Here is a 16,689-nt window from a genome sequence, read left to right as displayed (position 1 = left end):
CAACATAGAGTGTTGGACGTTGATTGGAGTGGAAAAATGGCAAAGAAAAAACGAAGAGGTCAAATAAAAAAGGATGAATGGAAACGCATATTGCGCTTTGAGCTAATTGGCTTATTTTTATTAGCGTTAACGTTAATTGCCATGGCAGGACTTGGTGCTGTAGGACAGGCCCTTGTACTAGTGGTCCGCTTATTTATTGGCGAATGGTATATGCTGTGTTTAATCGGAATGGCTATTCTATCTGTTTATATTATTTGGAAAAGAGAAATGCCTCCTTTAGTGACGCGGCAGCTTATCGGTACATATCTCATTATTTTATCTATTTTACTTTTTAGTCACGTGACGTTATTTGAAAATTTATCGAAAAATGGAACGTTTACAGATCCGTCTGTCATTATGAACACGTGGAATTTGTATATGCTCGAAGCAACGGGCCAATCGAATCACAGTGATTTGGGTGGAGGGATGATAGGAGCTATTATGTTTGCCATGTTCTACTATCTATTTGATAGCTTAGGAACAGAACTTATCGCTGCCTTACTTATTGTGATTGGGGTACTGCTTATTACCGGACGTTCGCTTCACGAAACGGTATTAAAACTTTTGTCACCTTTAGTGAATTTTTTAACAACGGAGTTAAAAGAAGGCTGGCAAGATATTCAGACGTGGAAACATAAAAAGAAAAAAGCTCCTAAAACAACAAAAAAGAAACGCCAAGAAAAAGCTTTGCAAGAACCTGAAGAAAGCATGGAAATAGAAGTAGAAGCACCTTCGCCTCCAATTATTGAACACTTTGACTACGGAGAGGAAGAGTCTAGTCAATCTCCTGCTGCTCCTATAGCTCCGGTGCCGCCGGTGATGGAATCGAAGCCTGTAGCTGCTGCACCGCAACAGCCAAGGCCGCAAAAGGAACAGGAAGAAGAAAAAGCTCCTATGATTACATTTACTGAAACGGAAAATAAAGAGTATGAGCTTCCTCCTATCAAGCTATTAACGATGCCAAAGAAAAGCAACCAGGCAAAAGAGCATAAAAACATTTATAAAAATGCCGAAAAACTTGAAAAAACGTTTCAAAGTTTCGGCGTAAAAGCAAAAGTGGCAAAGGTTCACCTTGGACCAGCTGTTACAAAATATGAAGTATATCCTGATGTAGGAGTAAAAGTAAGTAAGATTGTCAATTTAAGTGATGATCTAGCACTTGCATTAGCTGCCAAAGATATTCGGATTGAAGCTCCAATTCCCGGGAAATCAGCGGTAGGAATTGAAGTGCCGAACGAAGAAGTAGCGATGGTTTCACTGAGAGAAGTACTTGAAGCAACTGAAAATAACCGACCGGATAAAAAGCTATTAGTTGGTTTAGGAAGAGATATTTCAGGCGAAGCTGTGCTAGCAGAGCTCAATAAAATGCCTCATATGCTTGTAGCAGGGGCAACAGGAAGCGGAAAAAGTGTGTGTATCAACGGTATTATTATTAGTATTTTAATGAGAACAAAGCCTCATGAAGTAAAATTAATGATGATTGACCCTAAAATGGTTGAGCTGAATATGTACAATGGTATTCCCCATTTATTGGCTCCTGTTGTAACGGATCCGAAAAAAGCTTCTCAAGCCTTAAAGAAAGTTGTAAGTGAAATGGAGCGACGTTATGAGCTGTTTTCACACAGCGGAACGAGAAACATTGAAGGATATAACGATTTAGTAAAACGTATGAATGATGATGGAGACGCCGATGCAAAACAGCCGACTCTTCCTTATATTGTGGTAATTGTCGATGAGTTGGCTGACTTAATGATGGTTGCTTCATCTGACGTCGAAGATTCGATCACACGTCTTGCTCAAATGGCTCGTGCTGCCGGCATTCATTTGATTATTGCTACACAGCGACCATCAGTAGATGTTATTACTGGGGTTATTAAAGCAAACATTCCTTCCCGAATTGCTTTTAGTGTATCTTCACAAACTGACTCTCGTACGATCTTAGATATGGGAGGAGCTGAGAAGCTTCTAGGAAGAGGAGATATGCTGTTCATGCCTGTTGGAGCTTCAAAACCTGTGCGTGTGCAAGGTGCCTTTTTATCAGATGAAGAAGTAGAAGAGATTGTTGATTTTGTAATTGCGCAGCAAAAAGCGCAGTATCAAGAAGAAATGATTCCAACCGATGCTCCTGAACAAGTTGATGATTTTGCAGATGAGCTATATGACGAAGCGGTACAGCTTGTAGCAGAAATGCAAACAGCTTCTGTTTCTATGCTGCAGCGACGCTTTCGAATTGGCTATAACCGGGCTGCACGCTTGATCGATGCAATGGAAGAGCGTGGAGTGGTGGGACCTTATGAAGGAAGTAAGCCGCGTTCCGTGCTGATTTCTCAGCAAAATGAGGATGTTGGATCTTAATAATGTTAGTAGAAAAGATGAGGCTGGGACAAAAGTATTTTAGCCCAAGTGAAAAACGAACCATTAATCAAAATGCTTGATTGGTGGTTCGTTTTTTTTGTTATGGTGAACATAGGTTTCATCTGTTTAGTTCCTTCTAGCAGTTGATTGAAGGGGAAGGCGAAGACTCCTGCGGGAAAAGCGCAAGCGACGAGGAGGCTCATCGCCCGCCGGCGGAAACCGGAGTCTTGCACGGAAAATCAAATGCAGTGTCACAAGCTGTTCAGCTCATGTATCCCATTTGTTCGTCTTTAGATTGAATTCATTTCGTTATGTCTCAATCTCATTTTTTATGGAATAAGAGACGGTAAGAATAGTATCATACAAAAATATGTCATGCTAAATAAATGAAATAAAAACGAATATTAAAAAATTTAATGACTAAAATGTTTGGTTTTTATCTAATATTAGAAGAAAAGCAGGTTGTTAGGTATGCTGACATTAAAAAATAACAAAAATTCATTTTTTTTAAAAAATAATAAAAATTTTAATAAAAAATTAATATAACCTATTTATTTATCTGTCGAAAAATGATATATTATTTTCGATTAAGTAGTCGAACATCAGAGGTCTGATGACTTTTTAATATGGAGGAAGAGTGATGTCTATACGTGCGGATAATCGGCACTTGTATTTACAAGTGATTGATAAAATTAAACAAAATATAGAAAAAGGAATTTTTAAAGAAAAGGAAAGACTCCCTTCAGAGTTTGATTTATCAAAGCAGCTAGGGGTTAGCCGCGCAACGTTACGTGAGGCACTTCGCATATTAGAAGAAGAGAATATTATTGTTCGCAGACACGGCGTGGGAACATTTGTCAACACGAAGCCTACTTTTTTGTCAGGGATTGAGCAATTAAATAGTATAACACATATGATTGAACAAGCCGGTATGAAGGCTGGAACAATCTTCTTATCTTCTCAAATACAAGAGTTGTCTGAAAATGATTTAACACGTTTTGCTTGCGGGGAAGATGAACAGATTTTATTTGTTGAACGGGTGAGAACGGCAAACGGAGAGCCGGTTGTATATTGCATGGACAAGGTTCCTCAAAAAATATTGCCTGAAAATTTCGAATATAAACAAGAGTCTTTGCTAGAAATTCTTGAAAAACAAGCAGGAAAACACATTTCATACGCCGTGGCAAACATTGAGCCTCTAGGCTATCATGAAAAAGTTTCTCCTATTTTACAATGCGAACCAGAAACCGCTTTGCTTGTGCTGAAACAAATGCATTATGACCAGTATGATGAACCCATTTTATATTCCATCAATTATTTTAAAGCAGATCAATTTAGTTTCCAAGTACTGCGTAAACGCGTCTAGTTTTTTTGTGTTTAAATGTCAGAAAATTTACAACTGTTTAACATTGTCCTTTTAAGGAGGTGTCAAATGTAGGTCACAAGGACGAAATAGAAAATTGGCTTTATACTTTTAAAACTATTCAGGGGGTTAAAACATGTTAAAACGTAAAACGGGACTTGCATTATCACTAGTACTAGCGGCAGGAACACTTTTAAGCGCGTGTGGCTCAGACGATGCAGGTAAGAGCGGCGGAGATAAAAAAGCGGCGGATTTTAAAGTGGGAATGGTAACAGATACGGGCGGGGTAGATGATAAATCGTTTAACCAATCTGCTTGGGAAGGTCTGACAAAGTTTGGGAAAGATAACGGACTTGATGAAGGGACTGGATATAAATATTTGCAGTCTACAAAAGCATCTGAATACGAGAGCAATCTTTCTAAATTTGCTGAGAGTGGCTACAACTTGACGTATGGAATTGGCTTTTTATTAAAAGAAGATATTAAAAAAGCAGCAAAGCAGTATCCTGATGCTAACTTTGCATTAGTAGACGATACGCTAAAGTCAGAGAACTTAGATAACGTGGCAAGCATTCTATTTAAAGAAGAGCAAGGCTCTTTCTTAGTAGGTGTAGTGGCAGCTAAACAAACAAAAACGAATAAAATCGGCTTTATCGGAGGCGTTGAATCTCCATTAATCAAGAAGTTTGAAAACGGATTTAAAGCAGGTGTTAAATCTGTAAACCCAGATGCTGAAGTTATCTCTCAATACGCAGAAAGTTTTAACTCTCCAGAAAAAGGTTCGGCTATTGCTTCTACGATTTACAGCAAAGGCGCTGATATTATTTATCAAGCGGCTGGCGGTACTGGAAACGGCGTATTTACAGAAGCTAAAAACCGTTCAAAAGGCGGGAAAGACAAAAAGGTTTGGGTAATTGGAGTTGACCGCGATCAGCATGAAGAAGGTATGCCTGAAAACGTAACGTTAACTTCGATGGTTAAACGCGTTGACTTGGCTGTAGAAGATGTTGCTAAAAAAGCAATGGACGACAAATTCCCAGGTGGTAAAGAAGTTGTGTTTGGCTTAAAAGAAGACGGAGTAGGAATTGCTCCATCACAAGATAATGTAAGCGAAGATGCGTTAAAAGCAGTTGATGAGTATAAGCAAAAAATTCTAGACGGTGACATTACAGTGCCTCAAACGGATAAAGAATTTAAAGAGTTTGAAAAAACGCTTAAAAAATAAGCTGATATCTGTTAAGCAATGATTATATGAGTATAAAAGGCTAGTGAAAACTAGCCTTTTTCATAGCCAAAAAACGGAAGACAGAATCCTGTAGCAGGCAGGAATAGGGAGTGAAAGCAGTGGAATATGTTATTGAAATGCTAGATATTCGCAAAGAGTTTCCCGGTATTGTCGCTAATGACAATATTACACTCCAAGTGAAAAAGGGAGAAATTCATGCTTTGTTAGGAGAAAATGGTGCAGGTAAGTCAACGCTGATGAACGTTTTATTTGGACTTTATCAGCCTGAAAAAGGGCAGATTCGTGTAAACGGCCAAGAAGTTAAAATCACGGACCCTAACGTAGCCAATGACTTAGGAATTGGGATGGTTCATCAGCATTTTATGCTCGTTCAAAACTTTACAGTAACAGAAAATATTATTCTTGGGAACGAACCGACGCGAACGGGGAAAATCAATATTAAAAAAGCAGCTCAAGATATTCAAGAGCTTTCAAATCAATATGGATTATCGGTAGATCCATATGCGAAGATTCAAGATATCTCAGTTGGCATGCAGCAGCGAGTGGAAATTTTAAAGACGCTTTACAGAGGAGCCGACATTCTTATTTTTGATGAACCTACTGCTGCCTTAACACCTCAGGAAATTACGGAATTAATTCAAATTATGAAAAAATTAATTCAAGAAGGAAAGTCGATTATTTTAATTACGCATAAATTAAAAGAAATTATGTCAGTATGTGACCGCTGTACAATTATTCGAAAAGGTGTCGGGGTTGGCACGGTAAATGTGCAAGAGACCAACCCTGATGAACTTGCTGCTTTAATGGTAGGAAGAGAAGTGCATTTTAAAACTGAAAAGAAAACAGCGACTCCAAAAGAAGCTGTGTTAACAATAAAGGAATTAGTAGTAGAAGACAGCCGAGGAGTAGAGGCTGTAAGCTCACTTAATCTAAGCGTTCGGGCAGGCGAAATTGTAGGCATCGCGGGTGTAGATGGGAATGGTCAAACAGAGCTGATTGAGGCAATTACGGGTCTGAGAAAAATAAAGTCGGGCTCGATCACATTAAAAAATCAAGAGTTGTCTACGTTATCCACTCGTAAAATTACGGAGTCAGGAATAGGACATATTCCGCAGGATCGTCATAAGCACGGGCTGGTATTAGATTATACAATAGGTGAAAATATTGGTCTTCAAACGTATTATCAAAAGCCGATGTCTAAATCAGGTATTTTAAATTATAAAGAGATGTATAAAAAGGCAAAAGAACTAATTGCAGAATATGATGTGCGAACGCCTAGTGAATATACACAAGCGCGATCGCTATCGGGGGGGAATCAGCAAAAAGCCATTATTGCCCGTGAAGTAGACCGCAGTCCGGAACTATTAATTGCAGCTCAGCCAACGAGGGGGCTGGACGTAGGAGCCATTGAATTTATTCATAAGAAACTGATCGAAGAACGAGATAAAGGACGAGCAGTGCTGCTTGTTTCGCTAGAACTAGATGAAGTAATAAATTTAAGCGATCGCATTGCGGTTATTTATGAAGGGAAAATAGTCGACATTGTAGATCCAAAAGAAACGAATGAACAAGAGTTAGGCTTATTAATGGCAGGCGGTACGCGTGAGAAAGCGGGTGGAACAGCATGAATAAACTTGTGAAAAATGAGCGTGTAATGATGATTTTGATCCCTGTTGTATCGGCCATATTAGGACTCATTGCCGGAGCGGTTATTATGTTACTAGGCGGCTATGATCCAATGCTTGGCTATCAATCTCTTTTTGACGGGATGTTTGGAACGCCAAAAGCCATTGGAGAAACGATTCGTGCCATGACTCCTCTTGCTCTGGCTGGTATCGCGGTTGCGTTTGCTTATAAAACCGGTCTCTTTAACATTGGAGTAGAAGGACAGCTTTTAGTTGGCTGGTTGGCTTCAGTATGGGTTGGGTATGCGTTTGATTTACCAGCAGTCATTCATATTCCTTTAGCTGTATTAGCAGCAGCTGCAGCTGGAGCAGTTTGGGCGTTTATTCCAGGATTTTTAAAGGCGAAATTTCATGTTCATGAAGTAATTGTTTCCATTATGATGAACTATATTGCCCTTTATACAACGAGCAGCTTAATCCGTACGTATTTATACGCGGGTAATGAAAAATCGTATGATATTAAAGAATCGGCATCTTTAGCATCAAGCTTTTTAGCACAGTTAACCAATAACTCTCGCCTTCATTACGGCATTCTTATTACCATCGCTGCAGCCGTCGTAATGTGGTTTATTTTGAATAAAACAGCTAAGGGCTTCGAGCTAAGAGCTGTTGGTTTTAATCAACATGCTTCACAGTATGCAGGAATGAATGTAGGCCGAAACATTGTGTTATCCATGACGATTTCAGGCGCTTTTGCCGGGCTTGCCGGGGCAATGGAAGGGCTTGGAACATTTCAGTATATGGGCACATTCACTGCGTTTACAGGTACGGGATTTGACGGTATCGCCGTAGCCCTTTTAGGAGCTAACAGTGCAATTGGAATTTTATTAGCTTCATTCTTTTTCGGAGGATTGCAAACTGCGGCTCCTCAAATGAACTTTATGACAGGCGTACCGTCTGAATTAATTCAAATTGTCATTGCGCTTATTATCTTTTTTGTTGCATCTAGTTATTTAATTCGCTGGGTGCTTGGCCGTGCAGGCAAGGGGGGAGCAAAATGAACTTCTTAGAGGTATTAGCCATTATTATTCCAGCGGCGCTTTATTCAGCTGCACCGCTTATCTTTACCGCGCTCGGAGGGATATTTAGTGAGCGTTCCGGGGTCGTGAACATCGGATTAGAAGGGCTGATGATGTTTGGCGCGTTCACAGGTATTGTTTCAACCCTTTTACTTCAGGATGCATTAGGTGCTTGGGCCCCGTGGGTAGCGATAGTAATTGCGGCTGTTGTTTGCGCTGTGTTCTCACTGATTCATGCTGTTGCAAGTATTACATTAAAAGCAGATCAAACTGTAAGTGGTGTAGCGCTGAATTTTCTAGCTGCGGGTCTTTCAATCTTTTTAATCAAAAAGATTTTTGGGAAAGGACAAACAGATTTTATCCAATTCCGTATCGATAAAGTAAGTATTCCAGGTCTATCAGACATTCCAGTAATTGGTAAAATTCTGTTTTCGAATGTTCCTATTACGTCTTATATTGCAATTGCGCTAGCTTTTGCTGTATGGTACATCATTTATAAAACACCGTTTGGTCTTCGTCTTCGTTCAGTTGGCGAACACCCAATGGCAGCAGACACGATGGGAATCAAAGTTGTGAGAATGCGTTACGTTGGCGTTATGATTTCCGGCATGTTCGCTGGAATCGGCGGCGCGGTGTATGCTACGTCTATCGCTACAAACTTTGCAGCGGGAACGATTGCTGGACAAGGATTCCTTGCTATTGCAGCTATGATTTTTGGGAAATGGCATCCTATTGGTGCTTTAGGTGCAGCCATGTTTTTCGGATTAGCACAGTCTTTGAGTATCACGGGAGCTCAGATTCCGGTTATTCAAGATATCCCATCCGTCCTTTTAACCATTGCACCGTACGTATTAACAATCTTAGCACTTACTGGTTTTGTAGGACGTGCTGAGGCTCCTAAAGCGCTGGGCGTTCCTTATGAAAAAGGCCGCCGCTAATAAATCCTCTATACGAGGTCTAACAATGACTAAAGTTGGATAAATATAGAAGGTGGAGACAAAGAAATCATATTCTTTTCTCCGCCTTTTTTTCATTGAGAGAAAGAATATGAAAAGAAATGAGGAAGCGCGCGGCAAGTTACTTGAAAATGTTTCCTTGAATTCGATATAGTGGTTATAAGACTAAAATTAGCGTTAAAGATTCAAAATAGAAGTATTGTCTAGTTAATACATCAAAATTTAAAAGGAGGTTTATATATGAAATTATTGACTGAACAAAAACATGAACTAGAAGGATTGACTGTTCATACCATTCAAACAGCTAAGTACAAAACAAACACGTTCATTTTAAAACTAAATGCCCCTTTAGATAAGAAAACGGTGACAATGCGTGCCCTTTTACCTTATGTGCTTCAAAGCGCTACCGAGTCGCTGCCGTCTACGACAAAGCTTCGTACATATTTAGATGAGCTTTATGGTGCTACTTTACAAGTAGACTTAACAAAAAAAGGTGATAACCACGATATTACAATTCGCATTGATATAGCGAATGAAAAATATTTGAAAGATTCAACTCCGCTTTTGCAAAAAGCGTTAGCGCTTCTTGGCGATATTTTATTAAAGCCAGCAGTTGAAGGGGACTCTTTTTTAAAGGATATTATGACAAAAGAAAAGCGTTCGCTTCGTCAGAGAATTCAAGCCGTATTTGATGATAAAATGCGCTATGCTAATTTAAGACTAGTCGAAGAAATGTGTAAAGAAGAACCTTACTCTTTACATGTAAACGGTCAAATTGACGACGTGGAAGAAATTACAGGTGAAAGTTTGTACGCCTATTATCAGCAGGTGTTAAAAGAAGATGCCATTCACCTTTATGCTATTGGAGATTTGCAAGTCGAAGAGGTTTTACAAACAGTAAAAGAAACATTTACGTTACCAAAGCGCGAGCAAAAAGACATTGAAGATTCTATTACATCTAAAGATATCTCAAAAGTAAATGAAGTAGTGGAAAAACAAGAAGTAAAACAAGGGAAATTAAATATTGGCTACCGCACAAATGTTGTATACGGAGATAGACAGTACTTTGCTCTGCAAGTATTTAACGGTATATTCGGAGGTTTCTCACATTCTAAGCTATTTATCAATGTGCGTGAAAAAGCAAGCTTAGCCTATTATGCCGCTTCAAGGGTAGAAAGTCATAAGGGATTACTGATGGTCATGTCGGGTATTGATGCTAAAAATTACGACCAAGCCGTGACCATTATTAAAGAACAAATGCAGGAGATGAAGCAAGGGTCGTTTACAGACGGCGAAATCGCTCAAACAAAAGCCGTTATTCACAATCAGCTGCTTGAAACGGTGGATACTCCACGAGGACTAGTAGAGGTTATGTATCATAATGAATTAACAGGCAAAGATATTTCAATTGACGAATACTTAAAGCATATTGATGCGGTATCTAAGCAGGAAATTATTAAAGTGGCTGAGAAAATTGAAATGGATACAATTTATTTCTTAACAGGAACGGGCGGTGAAGAAAATGGAGAAAATTGAATTTTCGCAGCTTCAGGAACAGCTGTATCATGAAAAAATGGACAATGGGCTGCAGGTATATATTTTGCCAAAGCCGGAGTTTAACAAAACGTTTGCTACCTTTACAACGAACTACGGATCGATTGACAATCAATTCGTACCACTAAATGAAAATGAAATGACAAAAGTTCCGGACGGAATCGCACACTTTTTAGAGCATAAATTATTCGAAAAAGAAGACGGGGATGTCTTTCAGCAGTTTAGTAAACAAGGTGCTTCGGCCAATGCATTTACTTCTTTTACTCGCACAGCTTACTTATTCAGCTGTACGTCAAATTTTGAAGAAAACCTTGAAACATTAGTGGATTTTGTACAAGAGCCGTACTTCTCAGAAAAAACGGTCGAAAAAGAAAAAGGCATTATCGGTCAAGAAATTACAATGTATGACGACAATCCGGACTGGCGCTTGTATTTTGGTACCATTCAAAATATGTACAAAAACCACCCTGTTAAAATTGATATTGCCGGCACGATCGAATCGATTTCACATATTAATAAAGATTTGCTGTATACATGCTATGAAACGTTCTACCATCCAAGCAACATGCTGTTGTTCATTGTAGGTCCTGTTGATGCGGAAAAGGTAATGAAGCAAGTTCGAGACAATCAGCAGAAAAAAGATTATAAAGAAATCTCTGACATACAGCGTCATTTTGACGAAGAGCCTGAAACGGTGGATCAAGAAAAACAAGTACTAAAAATGCCGGTGCAGTCTTCTAAATGTATGGTGGGTCTAAAAGCGAAAAATCCGCAGCGTTCAGGTGGAGAAATGCTTAAATATGAGTTAGCAATGAATATTATTTTAGATTACGCATTTGGAAAAAGCTCTTCGTACTATGAGGAGTTATATGCAGACGGGCTCATTGATGAAACATTTGCTTATGATTATACGGAGGAAAGAGGATTTGGTTTTGCTCTTATCGGAGGAGATACGGACCAACCAGAGCAGCTGTATGATCGAGTTAAACAAATTTTACTTGAAATGAAAACAAAATCACTAACAGAAGAGGAGCTTGAGCGTATCCGTAAAAAGAAAATCGGCGGATTTTTACGTTCATTAAACTCACCTGAGTTTATCGCTAATCAGTTTACACGCTATGCATTTAATGATATGAATTTATTTGATATTGTTGAAACGCTGGAAAAACTGAAGGTGAACGAAATAAAAGATGTGCTAAACGAGATTATTGATGAAAGAAACTTTACGGTTTGTGAAGTAGTACCTAAATAAAGATGATTGTTGCCAAAAAAGCTGATGTTCATCAGCTTTTTTGCATGTAAAGGAGAGAAGGTTATGGAGAAATTTGCCCTTGTGACAGGTGCAAGCGGAGGAATTGGCACAGCGATTGCTAAGCAATTGGCTGAGGATGGATATTCGCTTATTTTGCATTACCATCAACGAAGAGACAGAATAGAGGCGCTTGCACATGAGCTTGCTGAAAAGGTAAAAACCGTGTTTACGGTACAAGCGGATTTATCATGTAAAGAGGGAGTGGAGAAGTTTTTAGAGGAAATTATTGTTCCGGTAGAAGTTATTATTCATAACAGCGGACGAAGCGTTAGCGGGTTAATGACAGATACTCCGGCAAAAGAAACCGAAGAAATGATCTATCTTCACATCACGGCTCCCTTTGTTATTACCAAAGCTTTATTACCTAAAATGATTAGTGCTAAAAGCGGACAAATCATCATGATTTCTTCCATTTGGGGACTTACAGGAGCTTCATTTGAAGTCCTTTATTCCATGGTAAAAGGTGCACAAAATACGTTTGTAAAAGCTTTGGCAAAAGAGGTTGCACTAAGTGGGATTCGAGTAAATGGAGTTGCGCCCGGAGCGATTGAAACGGATATGATGGCCAGCTATTCAAAAGAAGAGGTCAAAGAGCTGGCTGAAGAGATCCCTTTAGGAAGAATAGGATATCCAAAAGAAGTGGCAGAGGCGGTTTCATACTTAATATCTTCACGAGCTTCCTACATAACGGGACAAATATTATCGGTTAATGGCGGCTGGTACATATAAAGTGTGCATAAAATCAAAAACACGGTACAAACTATGATATGAATAAACCTTAAGGAGGGCTACTCATGTCAGTATTAGAAAACTGGGATAGCTGGAAAGATTTTTTAGGCGACCGTTTACATCATGCGCAAAACGAAGGAATGCAAGAAGAAGTTATTCATGATCTTGCTTATCAAATTGGTGGATATTTAGCAAACCAAGTTGATGCAAAAAATGATCAAGAGCGAATTTTAGCAGACCTTTGGAGCGTTGCTTCTAAAGAAGAGCAGCATGCGATTGCGAGCAGCATGGTGAAATTAGTTCAAAATAACGGATCAGTAAAATAAGTTATCGTTTCTAAAAAGGAGCTAATTCACCGCGTGTGAAAGCTCCTTTTTTCTTAGAAATAAATAGTACAAATAAATAAGCGCTTACATACATAACAAATGTAGAACTACTTGTCTTTAGGGTTTATAATATAATGGAAATCATTTATAGTTAAACTAGGTGAAAAAAAGGGGGCACCTCTCGAAGGCCAGCCAAGAAATGGGAGGGGTTTGATGGAGAAAATTGAGTGGTATTTAGAATATCAAATACAAAAAAATCGTCCGGGTCTTTTAGGTGATATTTCATCGCTTCTTGGAATGTTGTCAATTAATATTGTCACAATTAATGGAGTGGATGATATTCGTCGTGGATTATTGCTGCGCTGTGATTCACATGAGCAAATAGACAGGCTTGAATCTATTTTGAAAACAATGGATAATATCATTGTGACAAAAATGAGACCGCCTAAATTGCGTGATAAGTTAGCAGTGCGTCACGGTCGCTATATTCAGCGGGACGCAGATGATAAAAAGACGTTCCGTTTCGTAAGAGATGAATTAGGCTTGCTCGTAGATTTTATGGCGGAACTGTTTAAACAAGACGGTCATAAGCTTATCGGCATTCGAGGTATGCCGCGAGTAGGCAAAACCGAATCCATTGTAGCAGCTAGCGTATGTGCGAACAAAAGGTGGCTTTTTGTGTCTTCTACACTCTTAAAACAAACGATTCGCAGTCAGCTTATTGCTGACGAATACAACGCTGATAATATTTTTATTATTGATGGAATTGTATCGACAAAACGAGCGAATGAAAAGCACTGGCAGCTTGTTCGAGAAGTAATGAATGTACCCGCGACAAAAATTGTGGAGCATCCGGATGTATTTGTACAAAATACCGAGTATTCGTTAGATGATTTTGCCTACATTATTGAAATAAGAAACGACTCCAATGAGAAAATTACATATGAAATAATGGAAGGTCCTCAAATGTTTCAAGACGGTGGATTATCGATGTTTGATTTTTAGCATAATTGGTAGGTGTTAGCATTGACAGAGTTAGGACAAAGGTTAAGACAAGAACGAGAAAGCAAAGGATTGTCGTTAGAGGATTTACAAAAACTAACGAAAATTCAAAAACGCTATTTACTTGGCATTGAAGAAGGCAATTATGAGGTTATGCCGGGAAAATTTTACGTACGAGCATTTATTAAGCAATACTGCGAAGCAATTGGGTTGGACACAGATGCTATTTTTGAAGAATATAAATCAGACATTCCTTCAACTCAAACAGAAGACATGCCGCAGCAGCTTTCGCGCGTTCGCAGCCGCAAAGAAATTCCTCAGCATACAAAAGGAGTTTCAAAAGCATATGACTACCTTCCAACTGTTCTAGTGGTGGCGGGAGTTGTAGTTGTTGGGATTATTATTTGGGTAATCGCTCAAAATATCGTCTCGGATAAAAACAAGGAGCAGGCTAACCAAGAAGCTCCAAACAGCGAAGTTCAGCAGTCTAACACGCAGGAAGAAACGAATGAAACTACTGCAAAAAATGACAATAGCAAGTCAGAAGATGAACAAATTGCTGCTGATAAGAAAGAAAAAGAAAAAGCCGCAAAAGAAAAAGCTGAGAAAGAAAAAGCTGAAAAAGAAAAGAAAGACAGCGGTAAACAAGAATACAAGGAAGTTCAAAAAACAGGCAGAAGTGCTACGTATGCTCTTTCCGGTACAGATGCATTTAATCTAGAAGTAACATCCACTCAAGCAGATACTTGGTTAGATGTGAAAAATGGAAAAGGAAATGCTTTCTTTAGCTCCATTCTAAAAAAAGGTGAAACAAAAGAATTTGATTTGACGAAAGAAACTGAAGCTCGTGTCAACATCGGTTATTCACCTGGAGTAGAGTTAAAAGTAAATGGAAAAGCGGTTGACTTGCCGTTTGATTCATCCAAGCAAGTTCGACAAGTTGTAACGATTCAATATCAGCCGGCAGAAGCACAGTAAACACCCTGTTTTAAAAAGTGATCAGAGTGTAAATAAAGATAATATGTGAATTAATCATTCATTCACGCTATAATAAAACCAAAGCCGTGCAAACAACTTCGTTTGCACGCTTTCAGTTTGTAACAGTAATTGGAGGCAGAAGAAGTGAATTTACCAAACAAGATTACCATTTCGCGGATTTTTCTAATTCCCGTATTCCTCATTTTTATGATGGTGCCGCTACCATTTGGCACAGTGGAGGCAGCAGGAAAAGAGATTCCGATCGCTCACCTATTAGGGGCAGCATTATTTATTATTGCATCTACAACAGACTGGATAGACGGATACTATGCCCGAAAGTACGATTTAGTCACGAACTTGGGCAAATTTTTAGATCCACTAGCAGACAAGCTATTGGTTTCAGCTGCGCTTGTAGCTATTGTTGACTTAGATTTAATTGCAGGTGCAGGATGGGCTGCTATCATCATTATTAGCCGTGAATTTGCTATCACTGGTTTAAGACTTGTACTAGCAGGGGAAGGGGAAGTTGTAGCAGCAAATATGTTAGGTAAAATTAAAACATGGACTCAAATTTTAGCTATTTCAGCTATTCTGCTGTATAACTTGCCTTTTGAATGGGTTTCCATTCCATTTGCTAGCGTAATGCTTTGGATCTCAGTGATTTTTACGGTTATTTCAGGCTGGGACTACTTTGCTAAAAACAAACAGGCTTTTGTTAACTCAAAATAAGTAAGATGGAGATGATATGATGAACGCTGAAATTATTGGAGTCGGCTCTGAGCTGCTGCTTGGACAAATTGCCAATACAAACGCTCAGTATTTATCGAAAAAATTAGCCGAACTTGGAATTAATGTTTACTATCATACGGTAGTAGGAGATAATGCACAGCGCTTAAAAGAAGTGATTGCTACAGCTCAAACGCGTGCAGAGTTAATTATTTTCACAGGCGGGCTTGGTCCTACAAAAGATGATTTAACAAAAGAAACAATTGCGAGTGTGCTAGGAGTAGAGCTGACAACAAATGCAGAAGCACTTGAAAGCATTGAAGCCTATTTCAAACAGTCAAATCGTGTCATGACACCTAACAATAAAAAACAGGCAATTGTGCTAGAAGGTTCGGCAGTGCTCCCTAACGATTACGGAATGGCTCCAGGTATGGGGCTTACGGTAGAGGGAAAACACTATATGCTATTTCCCGGGCCTCCAAAAGAGCTTTATCCAATGTATGAATCGTATGGTCAAGAATTTTTAGCTCAAAAGCTTGAATTAAAAGAAAGTATTGAATCACGCGTTCTTCGCTTTTTCGGAATAGGAGAATCACAGCTTGAGACGGAAATTGAAGATTTGCTTGATGCGCAAACCAATCCGACGATTGCGCCGCTAGCAGGAGATGGAGAAGTGACGCTTCGCTTAACTGCTAAGCACGCTGATGCTGCTGAAGCACAGCGCATGTTAGACGAAGTGGAAAAAAACATTTCAGAGCGCGTAGGCGAGTATTTATATGGATACGAAGCAACTTCTTTACATAATGAATTGGTAAAAGAATTAACGGCACAAGGATTAACGATTGCTTCAGCCGAAAGTTTAACCGGCGGTTTATTCAGCGAACGTTTAACAACTGTTTCAGGTTCTGGAGAAGCTGTAAAAGGCAGCCTGGTCGCCTATCATTATGAAATCAAGCAAAATATTCTCGGAGTGAGCGAACACACGCTGAATCAGTACGGAGCCGTTAGCGAGCAGTGCGCGGCTGAAATGGCTCAGCGTATTCAACAGTTATGCAAAACGGATATTGGCATCGGGTTTACAGGTGTAGCTGGACCCTCCAAACAAGAAGGACATCCTGTAGGAACAGTATATATAGGGGTAGCCTATAAAGATCAAGCTCCTCAAGTTTACAGCCTGCAGCTATCTGGAAGCCGCCAGGGGATCCGTTCACGAACCGTTAATTATGGCTGTCATTACGTATTAAAGATGATAAAGAAATAAAGAAAAAAGGCTGTTTGGTTTTTCCAAAACAGCCTTTTTTTTATAAAATAATAAACGAACATTTATTCGCTTTTTGCTTGTCAAACGACTCAAAAACTAGTATAGTAAGTTATAGAAAGTTGTTAATTCGACATTGCT

At 39.2% G+C, this 16,689-nt stretch carries 15 protein-coding genes; all 15 read left to right on the top strand.

Features of this window, described 5'->3' with window-relative positions; genetic code table 11:
- The first annotated feature begins 36 nt into the window (after positions 1-36).
- The 15 genes from ACN6NE_RS05235 (at position 37) to ACN6NE_RS05165 (ending at position 16,551) form a co-directional block, all read left to right on the top strand.
- Positions 37-2,394 carry an FtsK/SpoIIIE family DNA translocase gene (locus tag ACN6NE_RS05235; RefSeq protein WP_474324788.1) on the top strand — a complete coding sequence of 786 codons (2,358 nt, stop codon included), beginning with the start codon at positions 37-39 and terminating at the stop codon, positions 2,392-2,394.
- A gap of 143 nt (positions 2,395-2,537) precedes the next feature.
- Positions 2,538-2,693, top strand: coding sequence for a hypothetical protein (locus ACN6NE_RS05230; RefSeq protein WP_165351670.1), 156 nt, complete (start codon positions 2,538-2,540; stop codon positions 2,691-2,693).
- A 341-nt stretch (positions 2,694-3,034) separates the two neighbouring features.
- Positions 3,035-3,760 carry a GntR family transcriptional regulator gene (locus ACN6NE_RS05225; RefSeq protein ID WP_028411389.1) on the top strand — a complete coding sequence of 242 codons (726 nt, stop codon included), beginning with the start codon at positions 3,035-3,037 and terminating at the stop codon, positions 3,758-3,760.
- Positions 3,761-3,893: 133 nt separating this feature from the next.
- A complete protein-coding gene (locus tag ACN6NE_RS05220) occupies positions 3,894-4,982 on the top strand; it encodes a BMP family lipoprotein (protein WP_129704413.1) in 1,089 nt (362 codons plus the stop codon).
- A gap of 119 nt (positions 4,983-5,101) precedes the next feature.
- A complete protein-coding gene (locus ACN6NE_RS05215; protein ID WP_043976534.1) occupies positions 5,102-6,631 on the top strand; it encodes an ABC transporter ATP-binding protein in 1,530 nt (509 codons plus the stop codon).
- Positions 6,628-7,689 (top strand): ABC transporter permease, encoded by a 1,062-nt coding sequence (locus tag ACN6NE_RS05210; protein ID WP_129704409.1) that lies wholly within the window; start codon positions 6,628-6,630, stop codon positions 7,687-7,689. Before ACN6NE_RS05215 ends, ACN6NE_RS05210 begins: the two co-directional genes overlap by 4 nt.
- Positions 7,686-8,645, top strand: a complete 960-nt coding sequence (locus tag ACN6NE_RS05205) for an ABC transporter permease (protein WP_057243049.1) — start codon at positions 7,686-7,688, stop codon at positions 8,643-8,645. The genes ACN6NE_RS05210 and ACN6NE_RS05205 overlap by 4 nt, the downstream gene beginning before the upstream one ends.
- Before the next feature lie 258 nt (positions 8,646-8,903).
- Positions 8,904-10,199: an EF-P 5-aminopentanol modification-associated protein YfmF gene (gene yfmF, locus ACN6NE_RS05200; RefSeq protein WP_013058812.1), complete on the top strand. Its 1,296-nt coding sequence runs from the start codon at positions 8,904-8,906 to the stop codon at positions 10,197-10,199.
- Entirely contained in the window at positions 10,186-11,469 is a 1,284-nt protein-coding gene (gene yfmH, locus ACN6NE_RS05195; protein WP_165351669.1) for an EF-P 5-aminopentanol modification-associated protein YfmH, read from the top strand. The genes yfmF and yfmH overlap by 14 nt, the downstream gene beginning before the upstream one ends.
- A 63-nt stretch (positions 11,470-11,532) precedes the next feature.
- Positions 11,533-12,258, top strand: a complete 726-nt coding sequence (gene ymfI, locus ACN6NE_RS05190; protein WP_474324785.1) for an elongation factor P 5-aminopentanone reductase — start codon at positions 11,533-11,535, stop codon at positions 12,256-12,258.
- A 65-nt stretch (positions 12,259-12,323) separates the two neighbouring features.
- The gene (locus ACN6NE_RS05185) at positions 12,324-12,584 is read left to right on the top strand and encodes a DUF3243 domain-containing protein (RefSeq protein ID WP_013058809.1); all 261 of its coding nucleotides are present in this window, start codon (positions 12,324-12,326) and stop codon (positions 12,582-12,584) included.
- A gap of 213 nt (positions 12,585-12,797) precedes the next feature.
- Positions 12,798-13,589: a DUF3388 domain-containing protein gene (locus ACN6NE_RS05180; protein WP_129704403.1), complete on the top strand. Its 792-nt coding sequence runs from the start codon at positions 12,798-12,800 to the stop codon at positions 13,587-13,589.
- 12 nt (positions 13,590-13,601) lie between these two features.
- A complete protein-coding gene (locus ACN6NE_RS05175) occupies positions 13,602-14,564 on the top strand; it encodes a helix-turn-helix domain-containing protein (protein WP_240702466.1) in 963 nt (320 codons plus the stop codon).
- Between the two features lie 144 nt (positions 14,565-14,708).
- Complete coding sequence (gene pgsA, locus ACN6NE_RS05170; RefSeq protein ID WP_013058806.1) at positions 14,709-15,293, top strand: CDP-diacylglycerol--glycerol-3-phosphate 3-phosphatidyltransferase; 585 nt, start codon at positions 14,709-14,711, stop codon at positions 15,291-15,293.
- A gap of 16 nt (positions 15,294-15,309) precedes the next feature.
- The gene (locus ACN6NE_RS05165; RefSeq protein ID WP_129704399.1) at positions 15,310-16,551 is read left to right on the top strand and encodes a competence/damage-inducible protein A; all 1,242 of its coding nucleotides are present in this window, start codon (positions 15,310-15,312) and stop codon (positions 16,549-16,551) included.
- Positions 16,552-16,689: the final 138 nt, after the last annotated feature.

The organism is Priestia sp. 53B2, assembly GCF_056099005.1.
Note: the sequence above shows the minus strand (reverse complement) of the source record. Positions and strands in the feature narration are given on the sequence as shown.

What these genes read in the sequence shown, in the direction of transcription:
- ACN6NE_RS05235 (WP_474324788.1), top strand. Translation starts at nt 37, where the DNA reads ATGGCAAAGAAAAAACGAAGAGGTCAAATAAAAAAGGATGAATGGAAA.
- ACN6NE_RS05225 (WP_028411389.1), top strand. Translation starts at nt 3,035, where the DNA reads ATGTCTATACGTGCGGATAATCGGCACTTGTATTTACAAGTGATTGAT.
- ACN6NE_RS05220 (WP_129704413.1), top strand. Translation starts at nt 3,894, where the DNA reads ATGTTAAAACGTAAAACGGGACTTGCATTATCACTAGTACTAGCGGCA.
- ACN6NE_RS05210 (WP_129704409.1), top strand. Translation starts at nt 6,628, where the DNA reads ATGAATAAACTTGTGAAAAATGAGCGTGTAATGATGATTTTGATCCCT.
- ACN6NE_RS05205 (WP_057243049.1), top strand. Translation starts at nt 7,686, where the DNA reads ATGAACTTCTTAGAGGTATTAGCCATTATTATTCCAGCGGCGCTTTAT.
- yfmF (WP_013058812.1), top strand. Translation starts at nt 8,904, where the DNA reads ATGAAATTATTGACTGAACAAAAACATGAACTAGAAGGATTGACTGTT.
- yfmH (WP_165351669.1), top strand. Translation starts at nt 10,186, where the DNA reads ATGGAGAAAATTGAATTTTCGCAGCTTCAGGAACAGCTGTATCATGAA.
- ymfI (WP_474324785.1), top strand. Translation starts at nt 11,533, where the DNA reads ATGGAGAAATTTGCCCTTGTGACAGGTGCAAGCGGAGGAATTGGCACA.
- ACN6NE_RS05185 (WP_013058809.1), top strand. Translation starts at nt 12,324, where the DNA reads ATGTCAGTATTAGAAAACTGGGATAGCTGGAAAGATTTTTTAGGCGAC.
- ACN6NE_RS05180 (WP_129704403.1), top strand. Translation starts at nt 12,798, where the DNA reads ATGGAGAAAATTGAGTGGTATTTAGAATATCAAATACAAAAAAATCGT.
- ACN6NE_RS05165 (WP_129704399.1), top strand. Translation starts at nt 15,310, where the DNA reads ATGATGAACGCTGAAATTATTGGAGTCGGCTCTGAGCTGCTGCTTGGA.